Genomic DNA, 18,889 nt, shown 5'->3' on the forward strand with positions numbered 1-18,889 from the left:
TCTATGCCCGAGCTGCGCCCCGATGACCCCCGCCACTTAGGGGAGTACCGGCTGTCGCGGCGGCTCGGGCAGGGCGGGCAGGGCGTCGTCTACCTCGGCCACTCGCCGCAGGGCGCCCAGGTCGCGATCAAGCTGCTGCACGCCAGCCTGTCCGGCGACCCCGTCGTGCGGCGGCGCTTCCTCGGCGAGATCGAGGCCGTGCGGCGGGTGGCCGCCTTCTGCACCGCGCAGCTCCTCGACGCCGACCTCGAAGGCGACCGGCCGTACCTGGTGAGCGAGTACGTCGAGGGGCCGTCGCTGCGCGAGCACGTCGCCGCCAAGGGGCCGCGCCTCGGCGGCTCCCTCGAACGGCTCGCCATCGGCACCGCCACCGCGCTCGGCGCCATCCACCGGGCCGGCGTCGTGCACCGCGACTTCAAGCCGCAGAACGTGCTGCTCGGCCTGGACGGGCCCCGGGTGATCGACTTCGGCGTGTCCCGGCTGGTGGACACCACCGCCACCACCGGGTCGTCGCCCGTGGGGACGCCGTCGTACCTGCCGCCCGAACGCATCAACGGCGAGGCCGCCGGGCCCGCGGCCGACCTGTGGGCCTGGGGGCTGACGGTGGCGTTCACGGCCACGGGGCGGCACGCGTACACGGCGGGCACCTACCAGGAGGTGCTGGCCCGCATCCTGTACGGCAAGCCGGACCTCGGGCCGCTGGGCGGGCGGCTGCGGGAGATCGTCGAGGCGTGCCTCGCGCCCCGGCCGGAGGACCGGCCGGACGCGGAGGAGGTGCTGCGGCGGCTGCTGGGGCAGCCGGCGGCGGGCACGGACGTCCTCACCTCGGGGGCGATGGCCGCTATCGACCCCGCCGCCTCGCGCGCCGGCGCGACCACCGACCCCGACCCCACCACCAGCTTCCCCGCCGTCACCGCCCCGACCGCTCCCGCCGCTCCCACCCCCGCCGTCCCCACCCCCACCCCCGCTCCCGCTCCCGCGGGACCCGCGCCGAAGGCCGGGCGGCGGCTCCGCGCCTGGCAGGTGGTCGTCGGCGTGGCCGGCCTGGCGATGGCGGCGGCCGGTCTCGTCCTCTGGCTGCGGGGCGCCCGCGCCCCCGGCCTGGAGGGCACGTGGACCGGCTCCGCCGAGCACGCGACCGCCCAGCGGGTGTTCCCGGTCGAGCTGCGCCTCGGCGCCGACGGCGGCGGAGCCATGCGCTGGGGCGCCGACCTGCACTGCGCGGGCCGCCTCGGCCGCGCCGGCGACAGCGGGACCGTCTTCGCCCTCGACCAGGTCACCGGCGAGGAGTGCTACCCCGGCACGCTGCGCCTGTTCCCCACCTCCTACGACGGCCAGATGGTCATCAAGGTGACCCGCCAGGGCCAGGAAGAAGTGACGTATTCGGGCACGGTGACCCGCACTTCTTGACGCTCAGTGTCACGTTCCGGTGGCATTGTCCTGCGCGTGGTTGACTGCGGGCGGGCGGTTGCTTCCACTGGTAAGCAGGAACGGGTGGCGGCGAGGGGAGGCACCCGGTGCCAACGGTGCCGACGGCACGGCCGCTCAGGACGGGGGACCCGACCCGCCTCGGCGCGTACGAGCTCTCCGGCCGCCTCGGGGAAGGCGGCCAGGGCGTGGTGTTCCTCGGCTCGCGGGACGGCGAGCCGTACGCGGTCAAGCTGCTGCACGGGCCCGTGGGCGACGAGCGGGCGGCGTTCCTGCGCGAGGTCGAGCTGGCCAAGCACGTGGCGAGGTTCTGCACCGCGCAGGTGATCGACGCCGGGTTCGACGAGGGCCGGCCGTACATCGTGAGCGAGTACGTGGACGGGCCGTCCCTGGCGCGCGAGGTCGCCCTGACCGGGCCGCGGCGCGGCGGCGCGCTGGAGCGGCTCGCGGTCGGCACCGCCACCGCGATCACCGCGATCCACCGGGCGGGCATCGTCCACCGCGACTTCAAGCCCCAGAACGTGCTGCTCGGCTCCGACGGCCCCCGCGTCATCGACTTCGGCCTGGCCCGCGCCCTGGACGCGGCGGCCACGGTCAGCGGCAGGGGCGTGGGGACGCCGGCGTACATGGCGCCCGAGCAGATCACCGCCGCGGCCGTCACCGGCAAGGCGGACGTCTTCGCGTGGGCCGCGACGATGTGCTTCGCCGCCAACGCCACCGCCCCCTTCGGGCAGGACTCCGTGGCTCCGGTCCTGCACCGCATCCTCACCGCGCCGCCCGAGCTGGGCCGGCTGGAGGGACGGCTGCGCACGCTGGTCGAGGCGTGCCTGGACAAGGACGCCAGGAACCGGCCCGGGAGCAGGGAGCTGCTGTTCGAGCTGCTGGGGGAGTCGTCGGCCGACCTGCCCGCCGAGGTCCTCGCCACCCCGCCGCCGCACATCCTGCGGGCCGTGCCGCCGCCCCCTCTGGTGCCCGAGCCGCGCGCCCCGGTCGCCGAACCGGAGGCCACCGGCACACCCGGCGGCTACGTACTCCCCGACAGCGCCCCCGACGCGGCGGACGTCCCCGACTCGGAAGACGTCCCCGATCCGAGCGCCGCCTCCGATCCGAGCGCCGCCTCCGGCCCGAGCGCCGCCTCCGGCCCGCCCGCCCCGCCCCCGTCCGGCACCCCCGGCAGCCCGGCCGCCGGCGCGGAGCCGTCCAACCCCAGGAACGGCGGCTGGCTGAGGGCGGCCCTGGCCGTCTGCGTGGCGCTCCTGGTGACCGCCGCCGTCCTGCTCGCCGCCCTCGTCCCGGCGCTCACCAGGCAGAGCCGGACCGCTCAGGTGGCCGGCGCGCCCGCTCCCGCCGCCTCGCAGCCCGCCTCGTCCCTGCCCGCCTCGTCCCCGTTCGAGAGCGCGGGCCCGCACTCCTCGGCCGACCACCGCACCCGGGCCAACGCCCTCGACAACCCTCCCGCCGACCCGCCCACGGTCGCCCGGCCGGGCACCGGCCCCGCCACCACGCCTCCCGCGACCGCCCCCCTCCTGGTGACGGTCCCGCCGCTGACCGGCCTGGACCGGGCCGCGGCGATCAAGGCGATCAAGCGGGCGGGCCTCGTCCCCGGCCCCGTCACCCAGGTCGACTCGTCGCGGCGGATCGGCCAGGTGCTCTCCAGCAAGCCCGCCGCCGGCACGCAGGCGGCCAAGGGCGGCAAGGTCGCGCTCCAGGTGTCGGCCGGCGTCCCCGTCCCGGCCGTCGTCGGCCTCCAGCGCAAGGCCGCCGAGTCGGCCCTGGCCTCGGCGGGCCTCAGGACGGGGGCGATCACCCGTACCTGCTCGGCGCAGCCGCAGAACCGGGTCCTCGCCGCGCAGCCCAAGCCGGGCGCGCGGGTGGCGGGCGGCGCCGCGGTGGCCCTGACGCTCTCCCGCGAGGGCGTCACCGTCCCCTCGGTGGTCGGCCGCTCCCGCCAGGACGGGCGGGCGGCGCTCCAGAAGGCGGGCCTGACCGTCCAGGTGCGCGGCCAGGTGGTGGACGACCCGTCCCGGGTGGACAGGGTCCTCGCCCAGAGCGTGGCGGCCGGCACCTGCGCGGGGCCGGGCACGTCCGTCGTCCTCACCGTCGGGCTCCAGGGCCAGTCCGGCCCCGACCCCACCGGGCCCACCACCACCCCCACCACCCCGTCCGGCGGCAGCGAAGCCCCCACGACCCCGGCCTGAGGCTCCCGGCTACTTGAGCGCCCCCGCCGTCAGACCTGCCACGATCCGCCGCTGGAAGAGCAGGACCAGGACGACGAGAGGGACGGTGACCAGGACGCCGGCCGCCATCTGCGTGCCGAACGGGGTGTCGAACCTGGCCGCCCCGGTGAACTGCGCGATCCGCACGGTCGCCGTCTGCCGCGACTGGTCGTTGATCATGGTGACCGCGATGATGAACTCGTTCCAGGTCGCGATGAAGGCGAGGATCGCGGTCGTGAAGACGCCGGGCGCGGCCAGGGGCAGCATGACGCGGCGGAAGGCGGCGAACGGCGTGCAGCCGTCGATCATGGCGGCCTGCTCCAGGTCGTACGGCAGCTGCTTGAAGAACGTCGTGAGGTTCCAGATCGTGAGCGGCAGGGCGAAGGACATCGAAGGGACGATCATCGCCTGGTAGCTGTCGATCCAGCCGATCGCGGTGAACAGCTTCAGCAGGGGCACGATCAGCAGCGCGCCGGGGAACATCGAGACCGCGATGACGAGCGCCAGCACCGCGTTCCTGCCGCGGAAGGTCAGCCGGGCCAGGGCGTACGCGGCGAGCGTGCCGACCAGCAGCGTGACCGCCGTGGTGGTGGCGGCCACGATCAGGCTGTTGAGCAGCGCGCCGCCGAAGCCCATGTCGGGGGCGAAGACGGCCTCGTAGCTCTCCAGCGACCACGGGGAGGGGAACGGCGTCTTCGCGTGGATGTCGGCGGTGCGGCGGAAGCTCGACACCACCATCCAGTAGAACGGCACCAGGCAGTAGACGGCGATGCCGATCATCGCGGCCCTACGCCACATTCCGGGCCTCCTTCCGCTGCCGCACGTCGCTCAGCAGGTCGGCCCCGAGGAGCTTGACGAACGCGAACGCGATGACCGCGATGTAGAGGAACAACGCGGTGCCGTAGGCCGAGGCCGGGCCGTAGTGCACCCGGGTGGCCTCGTCCCAGATCAGGCCGGACAACGTCTCGACCGACTGCTTGCGCGGCCCGACCAGCACGTACGGCAGGTCGAAGACGCGCAGCGCGTCCATCAGCCGGAACAGCACGGCCACCAGCAGCGCCGGCCTGACCAGCGGCAGGGTGATGCGCCAGAACGTCTGCCACCGGGCGGCGCCGTCCACCCGCGCGGCCTCGTACACGTCGGCGGGGATGATCTGCAGCCCGGCCAGCACGAGCAGGCCCACGAACGGCGCGGTCTTCCACACGTCGGCGACGACGACCGCGAGCTTGGCCCAGGGGCCGTCGGCGGTCCACAGGATCTCCGTGCCGAGCAGCGCGTTGGCGACGCCGTCCGCCTGGAAGATCCACTTCCACATGAGCCCGGCCACCGCCGTCGGCACCGCCCACGGCACCAGGATGCCGGCCCGCAGGAACGCCCGCCCCCGCAGGGCGCGCCGCATGACCAGCGCCATGGCGACGCCGAGCACGACCTCCACCGCCACCGTCACCACCGTGAACAGGGTGGTGTTGGCGGCCGCGTTGAGGAAGCGCTCGCCGGTCACGCCCGCGTAGTTGGCGAGGCCGGCGAACCATTCGCCCTCCACCACGAACCCGTCGGCGTCCAGGCGCTGCCCGCTGTCGTAGAACGACTCCCGCAGCGCCGACAGCAGCGGGTAGAGGACGACGAGGGCGAGGACGAGGAACGTGGGGGAGAGCATCAGGGCGGCCGCCCGCCCTTCACCGCGCGACCTCACTTGAGCAGCGGGCCGAGGGCCGACTGGAGCTCGGACAGGGCCTGGTCGACGGGCTTGGCGCCGGTGACGATCGCGTACGCCGACTCCTGGATGGCGGCCGTCACGTCGCCGTAGCGGACGGCGGCCGGGCGCGGCCTGGCGGCGAGGACGGCCTCCTTGAGCGCCGGCAGGTACGGGTACTTCTTGATCAGGTCGGGGTCCTCGTAGATCGCGGCGAGCGGCACCGGCATCGAGCTGGTCAGCGCGAAGGCCCTGATCTGGGCGGCGCTCGTCATGAACGCGACGAAGTCCTTCGCCGTGCGCTGGTGCTTGGAGAAGGCGGAGACGGCCAGGTTGTTGCCGCCGAGGGTGCCCGCGCCGGGGCCGTTCAGGCCGGGGATCGGCGCGACGTCGAACTTGCCGGCGACCTTGCTGGAGCCGTCCGTCTTCTGGGCGGCCTCGTAGCCGTAGGCCCAGTTGCGGTAGAAGAGCAGCTTGCCCTCCTGGAAGGCGACCCGGCCCTCCTCCTCCTTGTACGTGACGGCCTCCTTCGGGATCATCCCGCTCCTGAAGCCGTCGGCCAGGAACCGGGCCGCCTGCTTGGCCGGCTCGCTGGTGAGCTGGGGCTGCCCGGAGGCGTCGAGGAGCTGCCCGCCCGCCGAGGCGACGGCCTCGGAGAAGTTGACGGTCAGCCCCTCGTACTTGTCGAACTGGCCGGCGTAGCAGGACATGCCCTTCTGCTCCGGCAGCACCTCGTCGCAGATCTTCTTCATCTCGGCCCAGGTTCTGGGCGGCTGCTTGACCAGGTCGGTGCGGTAGTAGAGCAGGCCGGTGCCGGTGAAGACGGGCATGGCGTACAGCTTGCCGCGGTACTTGCCGGTCTCGACCGTGGTGGGCAGGAAGCCGGACGTGTCCAGGTCGAGCTCGCTCACCCAGCGGTTCGCGGCGAACTCGCTGGTCCACACGGCGTCGAGCAGCATGACGTCGCCGGCGCCGGACTTGGTCTCGGCGTTCTGGATGAGCTTGCGGCGCTGCTCGTCGGCGGCCTCGGGCAGCAGGTTGACGGTGGCCTTCTCCTGCGGGTGCGCGGCGTTCCAGGCGTCCACGATCTTCTGGACGGACTCCGCCTCGAACTTGCCGCCGAGGAACGTGATCGGCCCCCGCCCGCCGTCGTCCTGCGCGGGGGCGGCGGCGGGCGCGGGGGCGGAGGAGCCGCAGGCGGCCGTCCCGAGGCAGAGGGCGGCGGCCCCGGCCAGGAGGTGCAGAGCTCTCATCAGTGGGGGGATCCTTCCGGGGGAGATCAGGAGAGGGTGACGGTCTCGCCGGTCAGCCGCGACCTCTCGGCGGCCCAGGCGATGAGGTGGCTGTGCAGGCTCTCGCCCGGCGAGGACAGGACCGGCGTGCGGTCGCGGGTGGCGACCGCGGTCAGGAACGCCTCGACCAGGGCCTCGTCACCGCCCCCGTGGCCGCCGCGGGCCGTCGCGTCGCCCGTGGGGCGGGTCTCGACGGTCTCGGAGCGGCCGGTGACGAAGTCGTGGACGGTCAGGCGGTCGCCGTCGCCGTCGATGGAGCCGTGCGTGCCGAAGATCCGGGTCTGGCGGTGCAGCGCCGGGGTGAAGGCCGTCATGGTGAACGACGCGGTCGCCCCGCCGTCGAACTCCAGGTTGACGACCTGGTGGTCGACCACGTCGTTGTCGCAGGCGTAGACGCACCTGCCGTACGGGCCGGTGCGGAGGGCCGCGAGCACGCCCTCCTCGGAGACGTCGTCGGTGAGCACCGACACCGGCCAGGCGTCCCGTCCGGCGAGCGGCAGGTAGATGCGCTTGGCCGAGTACGGGCAGCCGGGCTCGGCGGCGCAGTCGAGGCAGCGGTCGGCGGCCCCGTCGGGCCGGTTCTCCGGGCGGAAGTGCTTCAGGCCGCCGAAGGAGGAGACGCGGGAGACCCGCCTGCCGGTCAGGTGCACCAGCCAGTCGAGGTCGTGGCAGGACTTGGCGAGCAGCATGAACGTGGACTCGTCGGCCCGCCGCCAGTTGCCCCGCACGTACGAGTGCGCCTGGTGCCACCAGCCGACCGGCTCCAGGTGCTGGATGCTGACGATCTCGCCGATCCGGCCGGCGTCCAGCAGGGCCTTCAGCGTCCGGGTGTAGCGGGTGTAGCGCAGCACGTGGCAGACGGCGAACACGGCGGACGGCGAGCGCCCGGCGGCGGCGACGATGGCCCGGCAGTCGTCCTCGGAGACCGCCATCGGCTTCTCCAGCAGGATGTCGTAGCCCAGCTCGGCGAAGCGCACGGCGGGCTCGGCGTGGTCGCGGTCCTGGGTGGCGATGATGACCGCGTCGGCCTGGCGGGGCCGGGCGGCCAGTTCCCGCCAGCCGGCGTACTGGGCGGCCGAGGGGAAGCGGGCGCGGCGGCCCTCGCGGGGGTCGGCCACGGCGACCACGCGGCCCCGTCCGGACGCTTCGGCGTGCCGGGCGTAGGCGATGCCGCGCACGCCGGCGCCGACGACGGCGAGGGTGACCATGGCGCCTCCACTTATGTAACCAGTTAACGTATGTCGGCCGATGCTAGGATCCGGGCTGGTAGTCGTCAATAGGGAAGTTATGGGAAAGGGTCTCATAAGTGACCGAGCTCCGGCCGGGTGACGCGTCCCTGCTGCGCAAGGTGAACACCCAGGTCACCCTGCGGGCGCTGCGGCGGGCCGGCGTGGCCACGCTGACGCAGCTCGGCCGCGTCACCGGGCTGTCCCGGCAGACGGTGGAGGCGGTCCTCGACGAGCTGGGCGAGCGCGGCTACGTCCGGGAGGTGCCGCCCGACGAGGGCGCGATGGGGCGGCCCGCGCGGCGCTTCGGGTTCCGCGCCGACGCCGGCTACGTCGTGGGCGTCGAGGTCGGCGGCGAGGCCATGGTGGCGGCGCTGGCCGACCTGAACGGCGAGGTCATCGCCTGGGAGCGGGCCGAGGTCTCCGGCGACGCCGCCGCGCACGTGCGGCTGGAGGCGGCCAGGGAGGCCGCGCTGCGGGTCGTGGACGGCGCGGGCGTGCCCCGCCCGCACGTGTGGGCGGTGGCGGCCGGCACCTCCGGCATCGTGGACCGCACCGGGACGGTGTCGTTGTCGATCACCCTGCCCGGCTGGACCGGCGTGGACCTGGCCGGGCTCGCCGGCCGCTGGTTCGGCTGCGCCGCGCTGGCCGCCAACGACGCCAACCTCGCCGCCCTCGCCGAGCACTGGCGCGGCAGCGCGCAGCACGCCGACGACGTCGTGTACGTGCTGATCGGCCACCGCGCGGGCGCGGGCGTGCTGATCGGCGGCCGGCTGCACCCCGGCCGGCGCGGGGCGGCGGGCGAGATCGGCACGCTGCGCCAGGTCGGCTGGGAGGACGCGGCCCGCGAGCTGGTCAAGGACGCCCCGGCGGGCGAGGTGTTCGCGGCGGCGCTGCGCGGCGAGCGGGACGCGGCGCGCCGCGTGGACCGCTACGCCGAGTCCATCGCCGTCGGCGCCGCCGCGCTGGCCCTGGCCGTGGACCCCGACCTGCTGGTGCTGGGCGGCGGCCACGCGCGGGCGGGCGGCGAGGTGCTGCTCGACCCGCTGCGGCGGCACCTGGCCGAGATGTGCGTGAGCGCGCCCGAGGTGGTGACCTCCACGTTCGGCGACGAGGGGGTGGCGCTCGGCGCGGTCCGGCTGGCGCTGGACCACGTGGAGCGGGAGATGCTGGGCCTGTGATCAGAGCGCTCGGGTGACCTCCAGCAGCACCTGCCTGACCTGCTGCTCCGGCAGGTCCATGGTCTTGGCGACGCCCCACTGCAACGCCCCGAGCAGCGCCCAGCAGCGCACCTTCGTCTCCGGGTCGGGCTCCTGCCCGGCCAGCTTCGCGAAGATGCCGTCGCGGAAGGTGCGGATCGCCGCCGCCTCGGAGTCGGGCGAGACGGGCGAGACCGCGTCGTCGCCCGCCAGGTCCTCCATGAACAGCCGGATCACCGAGCGGTAGCGGGCCGCGAACCCGACCAGCGCCTCGACGAACGCCCGCCGGTCGGCGTACTCGCCGCCGAGCAGCGCCAACATGTCGCCTGCCACCGGCGACAGCAGCTCGGAGGCCAGCCGGTCCTTCGGGTGGAAGTGGTAGGCGACGGCGGTCTTGGTCAGGCCGACGGCGGCGGCGATGTCGGCGAGGGAGGTGGCCGCGTAGCCGCGCTCGGCGAACAGCTCTCTGGCGGCGGCCAGGATGCGGGTGCGCGTGTCGTCCGATGTGGTCATCGTCTCATTTCCCTGGGGGAGACGGCCTTTCCGGAGGTTCCCGTCTTATCGTAGGTCCTGTACGACCGTACAGGACGGGCGTCGAGGTGGGGGCTGAGCGATGACGCGGTGGCTGGGACGGCTGGGCGGCTGGTGCGCGCGCCACGGGAAGATCGTACTCGCGTTATGGGTGGTGGTCGCGGCCGCCCTCATGGGATCGAGCCTCGCCTTCCCCGGGCCCACCAACAACGACGCCAGCATCCCCGGCACCGACGCGCAGCGCGCCCACGACCTCATGAAGGAGGGCTTCGGGCCCGGCTACGACCAGGGCGGCAGCGTCCAGCTCCTGGTGTACTCGCCCGGCGGCCCGCTGCTGGAGGACAAGCGTAAGAAGGCCGTCGAGGACGCGATCGACCGCATCCGCGACGTGCCGCACGTGGAGCAGGTGGACACGCCGTTCCGTCGCGGCGGCATCTCCTCCAACCTCCAGATCGGCATCATCGGCGTCCGCCTCAAGGGCCACGACCCGGACAAGGTGGGCGAGACGACCGAGGCGCTGTCGAAGGCCGCGGAGCCGGCGCGCGCCGCCGGGCTGGAGGTCGTCCCCGCCGACAGCTCCAACCCCGCCAACAAGGAGATCAAGACCGGCCCCAGCGAGATCATCGGCGTGGTGTGCGCCCTGCTGGTGCTGGTGTTCGCGTTCGGGACGCTGGTCGCCGCGATGATCCCGATCTTCGCGGCGCTGGTCAGCGTGGCCTCGGGGCTCGGCGTGATCGGGCTGCTCGGCTGGGTCGTGGACATGCCCAAGCAGGCCGGCATCATGGCCACGATGATCGGCCTCGGCGTCGGCATCGACTACGCGCTGTTCCTGCTCTCGCGCCACCGCCGGCTGCTGGAGCAGGGCGTGCCGGTGGTCGAGTCGGTCCGGCGCACGGTCGCCAGCTCCGGCGGCGCGGTCGTCTTCGCCGGCGGCACGGTGATCATCGCGCTGAGCGCGCTGCTGCTGGCCGGGTTCCCGCTGCTGGCCACGCTCGGCTGGGTCACCGGCATCTCCGTCGTCGCCGCCGTGCTGACCTCGATCACGCTCGTCCCCGCCCTGCTCGGGCTGCTCGGGCACCGCGTCAACGCGCTCAAGGTCCCCGGCCTGCGCGGCGGCGGCACGGCGGGCACCGGCTGGGCCGGGCTCGGCTCGTGGGTGGCGCGCCGGCCGTGGCGGGTGCTGATCGCGAGCGCGCTCGTGCTGGGCGCGCTCGCCGCCCCGGCGCTCGCGCTCAAGCTCGGCGCGCTCGACGAGGGGTACGGCACGCAGGGGTCGGACTCGCGGCGGGCGTACGAGCTGATGGCGACCGCCTTCGGCCCCGGCTCCAACGGCCCGCTCATCGTGGTCGCCGAGCTGCCGGAGAAGGTGAAGGACGCCAAGGACCCGCTGGTCAAGCAGGTCAAGGACGAGATCGCGGACGTCGGCGGCATCGCGCACGTCAGCGACCCCAAGGTCAACGACTCGGGCCGCTCGGTGCTCGTGCAGGCCATCCCCGACTACGCCCCCAGCGACAGCAGGACGGTGGACGTCGTCCACGAGGTCAGGAAGATCGCGCTGCCTGGGGTGCGGGTGCACGTCGGCGGCAAGGTGGCCGGCCTCACCGACGCCGGGGACCGGATGGCCGAGCGCACCCCGCTGGTGATCGGCGTGGTGGTGCTGCTCAGCGCGCTGCTCCTGCTGTTCGCCTTCCGCGCGCCGGTGGTCGCGATCAAGGCGGCGGTGATGAACCTGGTCTCGCTCGGGGCCGCGTTCGGCGCGCTGGCGCTGGTGTTCTCGATCGGGCTCGGCAGCGGGCTGGTGGGCATGGACCCGCCGGTGAACTCCGGCTACCTGCAGACGGTCTTCTTCAGCGTGCCGATCGAGAGCTACGTGCCGCTGATGCTGTTCGCGGTGCTGTTCGGGCTGTCGATGGACTACGAGGTGTTCCTGCTGACGGCGGTGCGGCAGTCGTACGCGCGGCACGGCCGCAACGCCCGGGCCGTGGCCGAGGGGCTGGGCTCGACCGGGCGGGTCATCACCTCGGCCGCGCTGATCATGGTGGCCGTCTTCGTGGCGTTCATCGCCTACCCGGACGCGATGGTCAAGACGTTCGGCGTGGGGCTCGCGGTGGCGATCGCGGTGGACGCCACCGTGATCCGCGGCTTCCTGGTGCCCGCCACGATGGTGCTGCTCGGCCGGGCGAACTGGTGGTGCCCCCGCTGGCTGGACCGGATCCTGCCGAACCTGTCGGTGGAGGGCCACGAGGACGACGAGCAGGACGCGGCCGGGACCGCGCCCCGCCACCGCCAGCCCGTCGGGGTGTAGGCCCCGGCGGGTGGCGGCTGCTCAGCCGATCTGCGTGCAGTCGCGCAGCACGACGTGGTCGGGCACGTCGGCCTGGCCGCCGCCGGTGCAGTGGATGCGCAGCGGGGAGATGCGGATCTGGCCGATGGCCTCTCCGGCGAAGTCGCCGTGGAGGACCGCGCCCGGCGTGGCCTCGCAGTCGCCGACCAGGCGCGTGGTGGCCGGGTCGCCGCCGAGCGTGTGGCAGGTGTAGACGGGGATGCCGGCCGCCTGGGCGGCGGCCGCGGGGACGAGGGCGGCGGTCAGCGCGAGGACGGCCGCGGACGTGACGAGACGGTTCATGGAGATGCCTCCTGTGCCGGGTGGGGGGATCAGTCGGGGTCGGCCAGGTTGCAGGCGGGCACCCAGCCGACGACGCCGGTGGCGAGGTTGCGGCCGTGGTGCCACAGGGTGCTCTCGAACTGGTCGCAGCGGTAGAGCTCGTGCTCCTCGGAGCGGTCGGGCGCGAAGCCCTGCCCCGGGTAGCCGAGCCCGTTGCGGCCTGAGCTCGCCGATGGACCGTTCCAGATGATGACCCCCGGAACGGCGAAGTCGTAGATCCGTGCGGCCTGTGCGGCGGGAACGGTGGCCGGCAGGCCCAGGGCGAGTGCCCCGAGCAGACCGGCCGTGATGGTGCGTACGACGCGCATCGTGCCTCCCTCTGTCGCGATTGCGCTGTTGCTCAGAGTAAAGGCACGTTCACTCAGCGTTCCACTGGTTTTTCGGCGGCCTGTCGCGGGGCGCGCCGCCAGCCGAGCCAGCCGCCGTCCAGCGGGCGGGCGTCGTAGCCGTGCTCGCGCAGCAGGCGCACCGCCTCGGGCGAGACCACGCAGTACGGGCCGCCGCAGTAGGCCACGATCGAGGCGTCGCGGGGCAGCTCGGCCAGCCGCTCGCGCAGCTCGGCCAGCGGCACCGAGATCGCCCCGGGGACGTGCCCCGCCGCGTAGTCGGCGGCGCTGCGCACGTCGAGGACCAGCGTCCCGGGGTCGGCCAGGCGGCCGGCCAGCTCGGCGGCGGTGACGCCCTCCAGCGTGCCGAGCCGGTCGCGCACGGCGTCGCGCAGGTCCGCCAGCCGGTCGTGGGCGAAGCCCTGAAGGTCGCCGAGGAAGCGCGAGACCCGCTCGTCGGCCAGCCGGTAGTAGACCCGCGGCCCGTCCTTCCTGCTGGTCACCAGGTGGGCGGCGCGGAGCTGCTGGAGCTGGGCCGAGGTGTTCTTCAGCGCGATCCCCGACGCCTGGGCCAGCTCCTCGACCGTGCGCTCGCGCTGGTCGAGGACGTCCAGCAGGCGCAGCCGCACCGGGCTGGCCAGAGCCTTGGCCACCCGGGCGAGCTGCTGGTAGATCGGCTCCTCCGGGAAGCCGGACATCAGACCATGTACTGGTCGTGGCGCAGGTACAGGTCGGTCCACTCCTCGGCGGTGAGCTGCCGGCCGCTGGTGGCGAGGTCGGCCAGCTCCTCGAAGTACGCCTCGCGGGGCGCGCCCGGGGTGAACAGGATGAGCATCGAGGCGGGCTCGCCGGACTCGTTGCGGAAGGCGTGCACGCCGCCCTCCGGCACGAACAGGAAGTCGCCGGGGCGGCCGGTGGCCCACGCCTTGCCGTCGAACAGCCGGATCTCGCCGTCCAGGACGTAGAACGACTCGGTCATGGTGCGGTGGAAGTGCGGGCTCGGGCCGGACGGGCCGGGCCCCATCTCCCAGCGGTAGAGGCCGAACGCGCCGTTCGTGGTGCCGCCGGTGCCGAGGTAGTGCACCCGCGTGCCCTTCTCGCCCATCCGGAGGTCGGGGGGCACGTCGCCGGGGCGGAAGACGCCGCTGTGCTCGCCCGTCTCACCGTGGTAACGGACCGGGGGATAGGACATTCCGCCTCCTTCTAACGTTCTAAGGAAGCTTAGAATAGCCTAGAAGGTGATGACCGTGCGCGCGACCGCCCCCTCCCGCACGTGCGCGACGGCCTCGTTGACCGCGTCGAGGGGCAGGCGCTCGGAGACCAGGCCGTCCAGGTCGAGCCGGCCCCGCTGGTACAGCCCGGCCAGCATCGGCAGGTCGCGGTGCGGCGCGGCGTCGCCGCCCTGCGTGCCCATGAGGCGGCGGGAGGCGAACAGCAGCCCTGGGTCCAGCTCCACCGGGCGGCCGGCCGGCGGGCTGCCGACCATGACCGTGGTGCCGCCGGGCTGGGTGGCGGCGAACGCCTGGGCGAGCACGCCGGGCACGCCGGTCACGTCGAAGGCGTAGTCCGCGCCGCCGCGTACCAGCTCGCCGACCTGGCGGGGCAGGTCGGCGGCGAGCAGCGTGTGGGTCGCGCCGAAGCGCTCGGCCAGCTTGAGCTTCTGCTCGGCCACGTCCGCCGCGATGATCGTGGTCGCGCCCGCCAGCACCGCGCCCTGCACCACGTTGAGCCCGACGCCGCCGCAACCCACGACCAGGACCGAGGAGCCGGGCTCCACCCGCGCGACGTTGAGCACCGCGCCGACGCCGGTCACCACGCCGCAGGCCAGCAGGCACAGCGCGGCGCCGGAGGCGGCGCCCCCGGTCCTGACGCACATGGCCTCGGAGACGAGCGCGTACTCGGCGAAGGAGCCGATGCCGATGAAGCGGCGGACCTCCTGGCCCGCCAGCCGCACCCGGGGCGCGCCGCCCATGATCGCCTGCAGCCGGGCCGGGCCCGAGCACAGGTGGAAGCGCCCCGCGCCGCAGTGGCGGCACTGCCCGCAGGGGCCGTTCATGGCGATGACGACGCGGTCGCCCGGCCGGACCGTGGTGACGCCGGGGCCGGTGCTCTCCACCACGCCCGCGCTCTCGTGGCCGAGCACGAACGGCGGCTCGCGCACCACGGGGCTCTTGCCGTCGATGGCCTTGAGGTCGGAGCCGCACACGCCGGACGCCTCGATCCGCACGCGCACCTCGCCGGGGCCGGGGTCGTCGATCTCGACCTCGCGGATCTCCAGGGGGGCGTGGAACCCGGTCAGCACGGCCGCGCGCATCAGCATGCGCCACACGGTAACCGGACGCCCGAATTCGAGCAAGCGCTTGGGAGGGGAGCCGTTGACACCCCCTCCGGGCGAATTTACGCTCACCGCAAACCAAGCGAGCGCTAGGCCAAATCGCGAGGGGACCATGATCGTACGGCGGGGTGCGGCGGCGGCGCTCACGATGGCGCTGCTCACGGGGACGGCGACGGCGGGCTGCGCGGCCCAGCAGCGGACGGCCGCCCAGCAGGAGGGCGGAGCCGTGCCGGGGGTCACCGGCACGACCGTCAAGGTCGGCGGCGTGCTGACCAAGACCAGCGCCAGCGGCTACTCGACCAAGGACGCCGAGATCGGGGCGAAGGCCCGCTTCGAACGCGCCAACGCCGAAGGCGGCGTGCACGGCCGGAAGATCGACTTCCTCGGCGCCGAGGACGACGGCCAGGACGCCGCCAAGGGCGACGCCGCCGCCAAGAAGCTCGTCCAGAAGGACCAGGTCTTCGCCCTCGTGCCGGTGCACGCCCCCAACTTCGGCGGCGCGGCCTTCCTGGAGCAGCAGGGCGTGCCCTGGTTCGGCTGGGCCACCGGGCCTCAGTGGTGCGGCACCAGGACCGGCTTCGGCTACAACGGCTGCCTGGCCCCCAAGCAGGGCGACGGCTCCCAGACCTGGTGGGGCCGGCAGATGGCCGACCTGCTCGGCGGGGCCGCCGGCAAGAGCGTCTACGTCCAGACCACCGACTCCAGCGGCAGCAAGTACGGCGGCACCACCATCTCCCAGTCCTTCACCGCCGCCGGCTTCACCCTCGCCGGCGTCGACTCCGGCCTGCCGGCCGCCGCCCCGCCCCCCGACTGGCTGCCGTACGTCAACAAGATCATGACCTCCGACGCCGGCGGCCCGCCCGACGTGGTGGTCTCGGTGATCGCCGGCACCAAGTTCAACGTCGGCCTCTACGCCGCGCTCAAGCGGGCCGGCTACCAGGGCGTGCTCACCGACGCCACCAGCTACGACGCCGCCATCCTCGACGACCCCGCCGGCGCGAAGGCGCTCGACGGCGTGATCGCGGCCCCCATGTTCGAGCCCTTCGAGTCCACCGCCCCCGAGATCGCCCAGCTCAAGCAGGACGTCGCGAAGGTCGCCCCCGGGCAGCGGCTCACCCAGCACCTCGCGATCGGCTACTGGGCCGCAGACATCTTCCTCGACCTGCTGGACAAGACCGGCAAGGACCTCACCAGGGAGAAGTTCCTGAACACCGCCAACGGCTCGTACGTCTACGAGAACCCCGGCTTCGGCCGCATCGAGTTCCCCAAGGACCACACCGAGCCGAACGGCTGCGGCGCCCTGGTCAAGCTGGCGGGCGGCGCCTTCCGGGTGGCCAGAAGCATGAAGTGCTTCGACAACGTGCCGCTCAAATGATCGTCGGCTACGTCCTCAGCGGCCTGGTCACCGGCGGCGTCTTCGCCATCATGGGGTCCGGCCTGACGCTCTCCTACGCCGCGACCGGCGTGTTCAACTTCGCCCACGGCGCGATCGGCTTCCTCGCCGCCCTGCTGTTCCACGAGCTGAACGCCGCCGCCGGGCTGCCCGCCTGGCTCTCCGCCCTGCTCGCCGCCGGGCTGTTCGCGCCCGCGCTCGGCTACGCGCTGCACCGGGCCATGTTCCAGGGGCTCGCCCAGGCCGGGGAGACCGCGCAGATCGTCGCCACGATCGGGCTGACGATCGCGCTGCCCGCCCTCGGCCTGCTCGTGGTGGAGCTGGCCGAACTGCCGCCCGCGGACGCCACCGCGCTGCCGCGCGGCCTCGGCCCGCACCCGGCCGGGACGGTCGAGGTGCCCGGCGCGCACCTGGACACCGACCAGCTCATCACCTTCGGGTTCGCGGCCGTGACGGCGCTCGGGCTGTGGGCGTTCATGCGGCACACCCCGTACGGGCTGCGCATGCGCGCCTGCGTGGACCGGCGCCGCCTGGCCGCGCTGCGCGGCGTCGACCCCGGCGCGACCTCGGCGCTGGCCTGGATGCTCGGCTCCGGCCTCGCTGGGCTCGCCGGGGTGCTGGCGGTGCCGGTGCTGGGGCTGGACGCGACCGCGTACACGGTGCTGCTGTTCGCCTCGGCCACGGCCGCGGTGTTCGGCCGGCTGCGCTCGGTCCCGTGGACGTTCGCCGCCGGGCTCGCGCTCGGCGTGGTGCAGAACCTGGTCGCCGGCTACACCGACTTCCTCCAGGAGGTCACCGGGCTGCGCACGGCGGTGCCGGTGATCCTGCTGTTCGCCGGTCTCGTGCTGCTGAACCGCTCGCGCGAGCGGGTGGCGGGCAGCGCCGCCGAGGACGTCCCGCCGCCGGACCACCTGGCCGGGCTGCCGCCCTGGCGCCGCCGCCTGCCGTGGGCGGTGGCACTGGCCGCGCTGGCCGTCTTCACGCTGGCCGCGCCCGCGTACTACGTCGGCGTGGCCGCGCAGGGGCTGGTGCTGGCGCTGATCTTCTGCTCGTTCGTGGTGGTGACCGGGATCGGCGGCATGGTGAACCTGGCGCAGGCCGCCTTCGCCGCGATGGCCGCGCTCACCTGCGGGTGGGCGTTCGCCTCGGGGCTGCCGTTCGCCGTCGCGATCGGGCTGGGCGTGCTCGCGGCGGCGGCCGCCGGGCTGCTGGTGGCGCTGCCCGCGCTGCGGCTCGGCGGCCGGGTGCTGACGCTCGCCACGCTCGCCCTCGCGTTGCTGGCCGACCAGGTGCTCTTCCAGGTGGACGCCTTCAGCAACGGCACCATCGGCTGGCCGCTGCCCGCGCTCGGGCTCGGCCTCGCCGACACCGCCGACCCGCGGGTGCTGGTGGCGTTGCTGCTGGTGCTCATCGGGGTCGTCGCGGCGCTGGTGCGCAACCTGGAGCGGTCGGCGTCCGGGCGGGCCATCCTGGCCGTGCGCTCGGCCCCGGCCGCGGCCCTCACCTGCGGGCTGTCGCCGACCCGGGCCAAGATCACGCTGTTCGTGCTGGCGTCCGCGATCGCCGGGCTCGGCGGGGTCCTGTACGCGGTCGCCAAGGGCTCGATCACCGCCACCGACCTGCCGGCGTTCGCCGGCTTCGGCTGGCTGGCCGTGGTGGTGCTGCAAGGGGTGCGCAGGATCGGCGGGGCGGTGCTCGGCGGGCTGGTCGCGGTGACCGTGCCCGAGCTGCTGGCCGCCTGGGGCGTCTCCGCGCACGTCGGGTCCATCCTGTTCGGGCTCGGCGGCATGATCCTGGCCAGGCACCCTGACGGGGTGCTCACCCAGCTCGCCGGGCTGCGCCACCGCCGCCCGCCCCCCGTCGAGGAGCCGCCGCCGCCCGCCTCCAAGGCGCCCGCGCCCGCGGAGGCGCTGTTCCGGCTGGAGGGCGTCGTCGCCGGGTACGCCGACTGCACGGTCCTCCGCGGCGTGGACCTCGCCGTCCGGCCCGGCGAGGTGGTCGCGCTGCTCGGCGCGAACGGCGCCGGCAAGTCCACCGCCTGCGCCGTCGCCGCGGGCGACCTGCGGGCCGCCGGCGGGCGCGTCCTGCTGGACGGCGAGGACGTCACCGCCTGGCCCGCCCACCGCCGCGCCCGGGCCGGCATCCTGCTGGCCCCCGAGGGCCGCGGCGTCTTCCCCGGCCTCACCGTCGAGGAGAACCTGCGCACCTGGCTGCCCGACCCCCGCCCCGTCTACGAGCGGCTGCCGCGCCTCGCCGAGCGCCGCGACGTTCCCGCCGGAGCGCTGTCCGGCGGCGAGCAGCAGCTCCTCACGCTCGCCCCCGCGCTGGTCCGGCCGCCCCGCGTGCTCATCGCCGACGAGCCGTCCCTCGGGCTCGCGCCGCTGGTCGTGCGGCAGGTCTTCGACGTCTTCGCCGAGCTGCGCGAGCGCGGGGTGGCGCTGCTGCTGGTCGAGGAGAAGGCGACCGAGGCGCTGGCCATCGCCGACCGGGTGGCGTTCATGCGGCTCGGCCGCATCACCTGGGCGGGGCCGCGCTCCGAGGTCGACGGCGAGCGGCTGACCGCCGCGTACCTGGGGGTGAGCTGA

16 protein-coding genes are annotated in these 18,889 nt (G+C 74.2%); 6 read left to right on the top strand and 10 right to left on the bottom strand.

Annotated features, from left to right (window positions below):
• Window positions 1–3: 3 nt before the first annotated feature.
• Together MF672_RS51595 and MF672_RS37850 are read left to right on the top strand one after the other, a co-directional pair.
• On the top strand, window positions 4–1,410 hold the full coding sequence (locus tag MF672_RS51595) for a serine/threonine-protein kinase (protein ID WP_302893348.1): 1,407 nt from the start codon (window positions 4–6) through the stop codon (window positions 1,408–1,410).
• 107 nt (window positions 1,411–1,517) lie between these two features.
• Window positions 1,518–3,626 (top strand): protein kinase domain-containing protein, encoded by a 2,109-nt coding sequence (locus tag MF672_RS37850; RefSeq protein WP_242375389.1) that lies wholly within the window; start codon window positions 1,518–1,520, stop codon window positions 3,624–3,626.
• Between the two features lie 9 nt (window positions 3,627–3,635).
• Here MF672_RS37850 and MF672_RS37855 read toward each other — a convergent pair whose 3' ends face one another.
• From MF672_RS37855 to MF672_RS37870, 4 genes are read right to left on the bottom strand one after another with little or no spacing between them, the layout of a single operon-like run.
• A complete protein-coding gene (locus MF672_RS37855; RefSeq protein ID WP_242375390.1) occupies window positions 3,636–4,442 on the bottom strand; it encodes a carbohydrate ABC transporter permease in 807 nt (268 codons plus the stop codon).
• Window positions 4,432–5,337: a carbohydrate ABC transporter permease gene (locus MF672_RS37860; RefSeq protein ID WP_242375391.1), complete on the bottom strand. Its 906-nt coding sequence runs from the start codon at window positions 5,335–5,337 to the stop codon at window positions 4,432–4,434. The genes MF672_RS37855 and MF672_RS37860 overlap by 11 nt, the downstream gene beginning before the upstream one ends.
• Window positions 5,334–6,590, bottom strand: coding sequence for an ABC transporter substrate-binding protein (locus tag MF672_RS37865; RefSeq protein ID WP_242375392.1), 1,257 nt, complete (start codon window positions 6,588–6,590; stop codon window positions 5,334–5,336). Before MF672_RS37865 ends, MF672_RS37860 begins: the two co-directional genes overlap by 4 nt.
• Window positions 6,591–6,616: 26 nt before the next feature.
• Window positions 6,617–7,837, bottom strand: a complete 1,221-nt coding sequence (locus MF672_RS37870; RefSeq protein WP_242375393.1) for a Gfo/Idh/MocA family protein — start codon at window positions 7,835–7,837, stop codon at window positions 6,617–6,619.
• A 98-nt stretch (window positions 7,838–7,935) separates the two neighbouring features.
• Between MF672_RS37870 and MF672_RS37875 the strand changes: the two genes are divergently transcribed.
• Entirely contained in the window at window positions 7,936–9,036 is a 1,101-nt protein-coding gene (locus tag MF672_RS37875) for an ROK family transcriptional regulator (RefSeq protein ID WP_242375394.1), read from the top strand.
• On the opposite strand, the gene MF672_RS37880 is transcribed toward MF672_RS37875, so the two are convergent.
• Window positions 9,037–9,567: a TetR/AcrR family transcriptional regulator gene (locus MF672_RS37880; protein WP_242375395.1), complete on the bottom strand. Its 531-nt coding sequence runs from the start codon at window positions 9,565–9,567 to the stop codon at window positions 9,037–9,039. It lies immediately after the preceding gene.
• A 100-nt stretch (window positions 9,568–9,667) separates the two neighbouring features.
• Here MF672_RS37880 and MF672_RS37885 point away from each other — a divergent pair, with 100 nt between their 5' ends.
• Window positions 9,668–11,890 carry an MMPL family transporter gene (locus MF672_RS37885; protein ID WP_242375396.1) on the top strand — a complete coding sequence of 741 codons (2,223 nt, stop codon included), beginning with the start codon at window positions 9,668–9,670 and terminating at the stop codon, window positions 11,888–11,890.
• A gap of 21 nt (window positions 11,891–11,911) precedes the next feature.
• Here MF672_RS37885 and MF672_RS37890 read toward each other — a convergent pair whose 3' ends face one another.
• The 5 genes from MF672_RS37890 to MF672_RS37910 are packed head-to-tail and all read right to left on the bottom strand — an operon-like array spanning window position 11,912 to window position 14,896.
• Complete coding sequence (locus tag MF672_RS37890; protein WP_242375397.1) at window positions 11,912–12,211, bottom strand: hypothetical protein; 300 nt, start codon at window positions 12,209–12,211, stop codon at window positions 11,912–11,914.
• Window positions 12,212–12,240: 29 nt separating this feature from the next.
• The gene (locus MF672_RS37895; protein WP_242375398.1) at window positions 12,241–12,558 is read right to left on the bottom strand and encodes a hypothetical protein; all 318 of its coding nucleotides are present in this window, start codon (window positions 12,556–12,558) and stop codon (window positions 12,241–12,243) included.
• A gap of 53 nt (window positions 12,559–12,611) precedes the next feature.
• On the bottom strand, window positions 12,612–13,274 hold the full coding sequence (locus tag MF672_RS37900; RefSeq protein ID WP_242375399.1) for an ArsR/SmtB family transcription factor: 663 nt from the start codon (window positions 13,272–13,274) through the stop codon (window positions 12,612–12,614).
• Window positions 13,274–13,768: a cupin domain-containing protein gene (locus tag MF672_RS37905; protein ID WP_242375400.1), complete on the bottom strand. Its 495-nt coding sequence runs from the start codon at window positions 13,766–13,768 to the stop codon at window positions 13,274–13,276. Before MF672_RS37905 ends, MF672_RS37900 begins: the two co-directional genes overlap by 1 nt.
• Window positions 13,769–13,807: 39 nt before the next feature.
• Complete coding sequence (locus MF672_RS37910) at window positions 13,808–14,896, bottom strand: alcohol dehydrogenase catalytic domain-containing protein (protein ID WP_242375401.1); 1,089 nt, start codon at window positions 14,894–14,896, stop codon at window positions 13,808–13,810.
• A gap of 127 nt (window positions 14,897–15,023) precedes the next feature.
• Between MF672_RS37910 and MF672_RS37915 the strand changes: the two genes are divergently transcribed.
• On the top strand, window positions 15,024–16,286 hold the full coding sequence (locus MF672_RS37915) for an ABC transporter substrate-binding protein (RefSeq protein WP_242375402.1): 1,263 nt from the start codon (window positions 15,024–15,026) through the stop codon (window positions 16,284–16,286).
• Window positions 16,283–18,889, top strand: a complete 2,607-nt coding sequence (locus tag MF672_RS37920; protein ID WP_242375403.1) for an ABC transporter permease subunit — start codon at window positions 16,283–16,285, stop codon at window positions 18,887–18,889. Before MF672_RS37915 ends, MF672_RS37920 begins: the two co-directional genes overlap by 4 nt.

Source organism: Actinomadura luzonensis, assembly GCF_022664455.2.
In the GTDB taxonomy this organism is placed as follows: domain Bacteria; phylum Actinomycetota; class Actinomycetes; order Streptosporangiales; family Streptosporangiaceae; genus Nonomuraea; species Nonomuraea luzonensis.

Excerpts from the sequence above, each read along its gene's own strand:
- MF672_RS37900 (WP_242375399.1), bottom strand. The coding sequence starts at position 13,274 with ATGTCCGGCTTCCCGGAGGAGCCGATCTACCAGCAGCTCGCCCGGGTG.
- MF672_RS37885 (WP_242375396.1), top strand. The coding sequence starts at position 9,668 with ATGACGCGGTGGCTGGGACGGCTGGGCGGCTGGTGCGCGCGCCACGGG.
- MF672_RS37920 (WP_242375403.1), top strand. The coding sequence starts at position 16,283 with ATGATCGTCGGCTACGTCCTCAGCGGCCTGGTCACCGGCGGCGTCTTC.
- MF672_RS51595 (WP_302893348.1), top strand. The coding sequence starts at position 4 with ATGCCCGAGCTGCGCCCCGATGACCCCCGCCACTTAGGGGAGTACCGG.
- MF672_RS37855 (WP_242375390.1), bottom strand. The coding sequence starts at position 4,442 with ATGTGGCGTAGGGCCGCGATGATCGGCATCGCCGTCTACTGCCTGGTG.
- MF672_RS37895 (WP_242375398.1), bottom strand. The coding sequence starts at position 12,558 with ATGCGCGTCGTACGCACCATCACGGCCGGTCTGCTCGGGGCACTCGCC.
- MF672_RS37865 (WP_242375392.1), bottom strand. The coding sequence starts at position 6,590 with ATGAGAGCTCTGCACCTCCTGGCCGGGGCCGCCGCCCTCTGCCTCGGG.
- MF672_RS37890 (WP_242375397.1), bottom strand. The coding sequence starts at position 12,211 with ATGAACCGTCTCGTCACGTCCGCGGCCGTCCTCGCGCTGACCGCCGCC.
- MF672_RS37905 (WP_242375400.1), bottom strand. The coding sequence starts at position 13,768 with ATGTCCTATCCCCCGGTCCGTTACCACGGTGAGACGGGCGAGCACAGC.
- MF672_RS37880 (WP_242375395.1), bottom strand. The coding sequence starts at position 9,567 with ATGACCACATCGGACGACACGCGCACCCGCATCCTGGCCGCCGCCAGA.
- MF672_RS37910 (WP_242375401.1), bottom strand. The coding sequence starts at position 14,896 with ATGCTGATGCGCGCGGCCGTGCTGACCGGGTTCCACGCCCCCCTGGAG.
- MF672_RS37915 (WP_242375402.1), top strand. The coding sequence starts at position 15,024 with ATGATCGTACGGCGGGGTGCGGCGGCGGCGCTCACGATGGCGCTGCTC.
- MF672_RS37870 (WP_242375393.1), bottom strand. The coding sequence starts at position 7,837 with ATGGTCACCCTCGCCGTCGTCGGCGCCGGCGTGCGCGGCATCGCCTAC.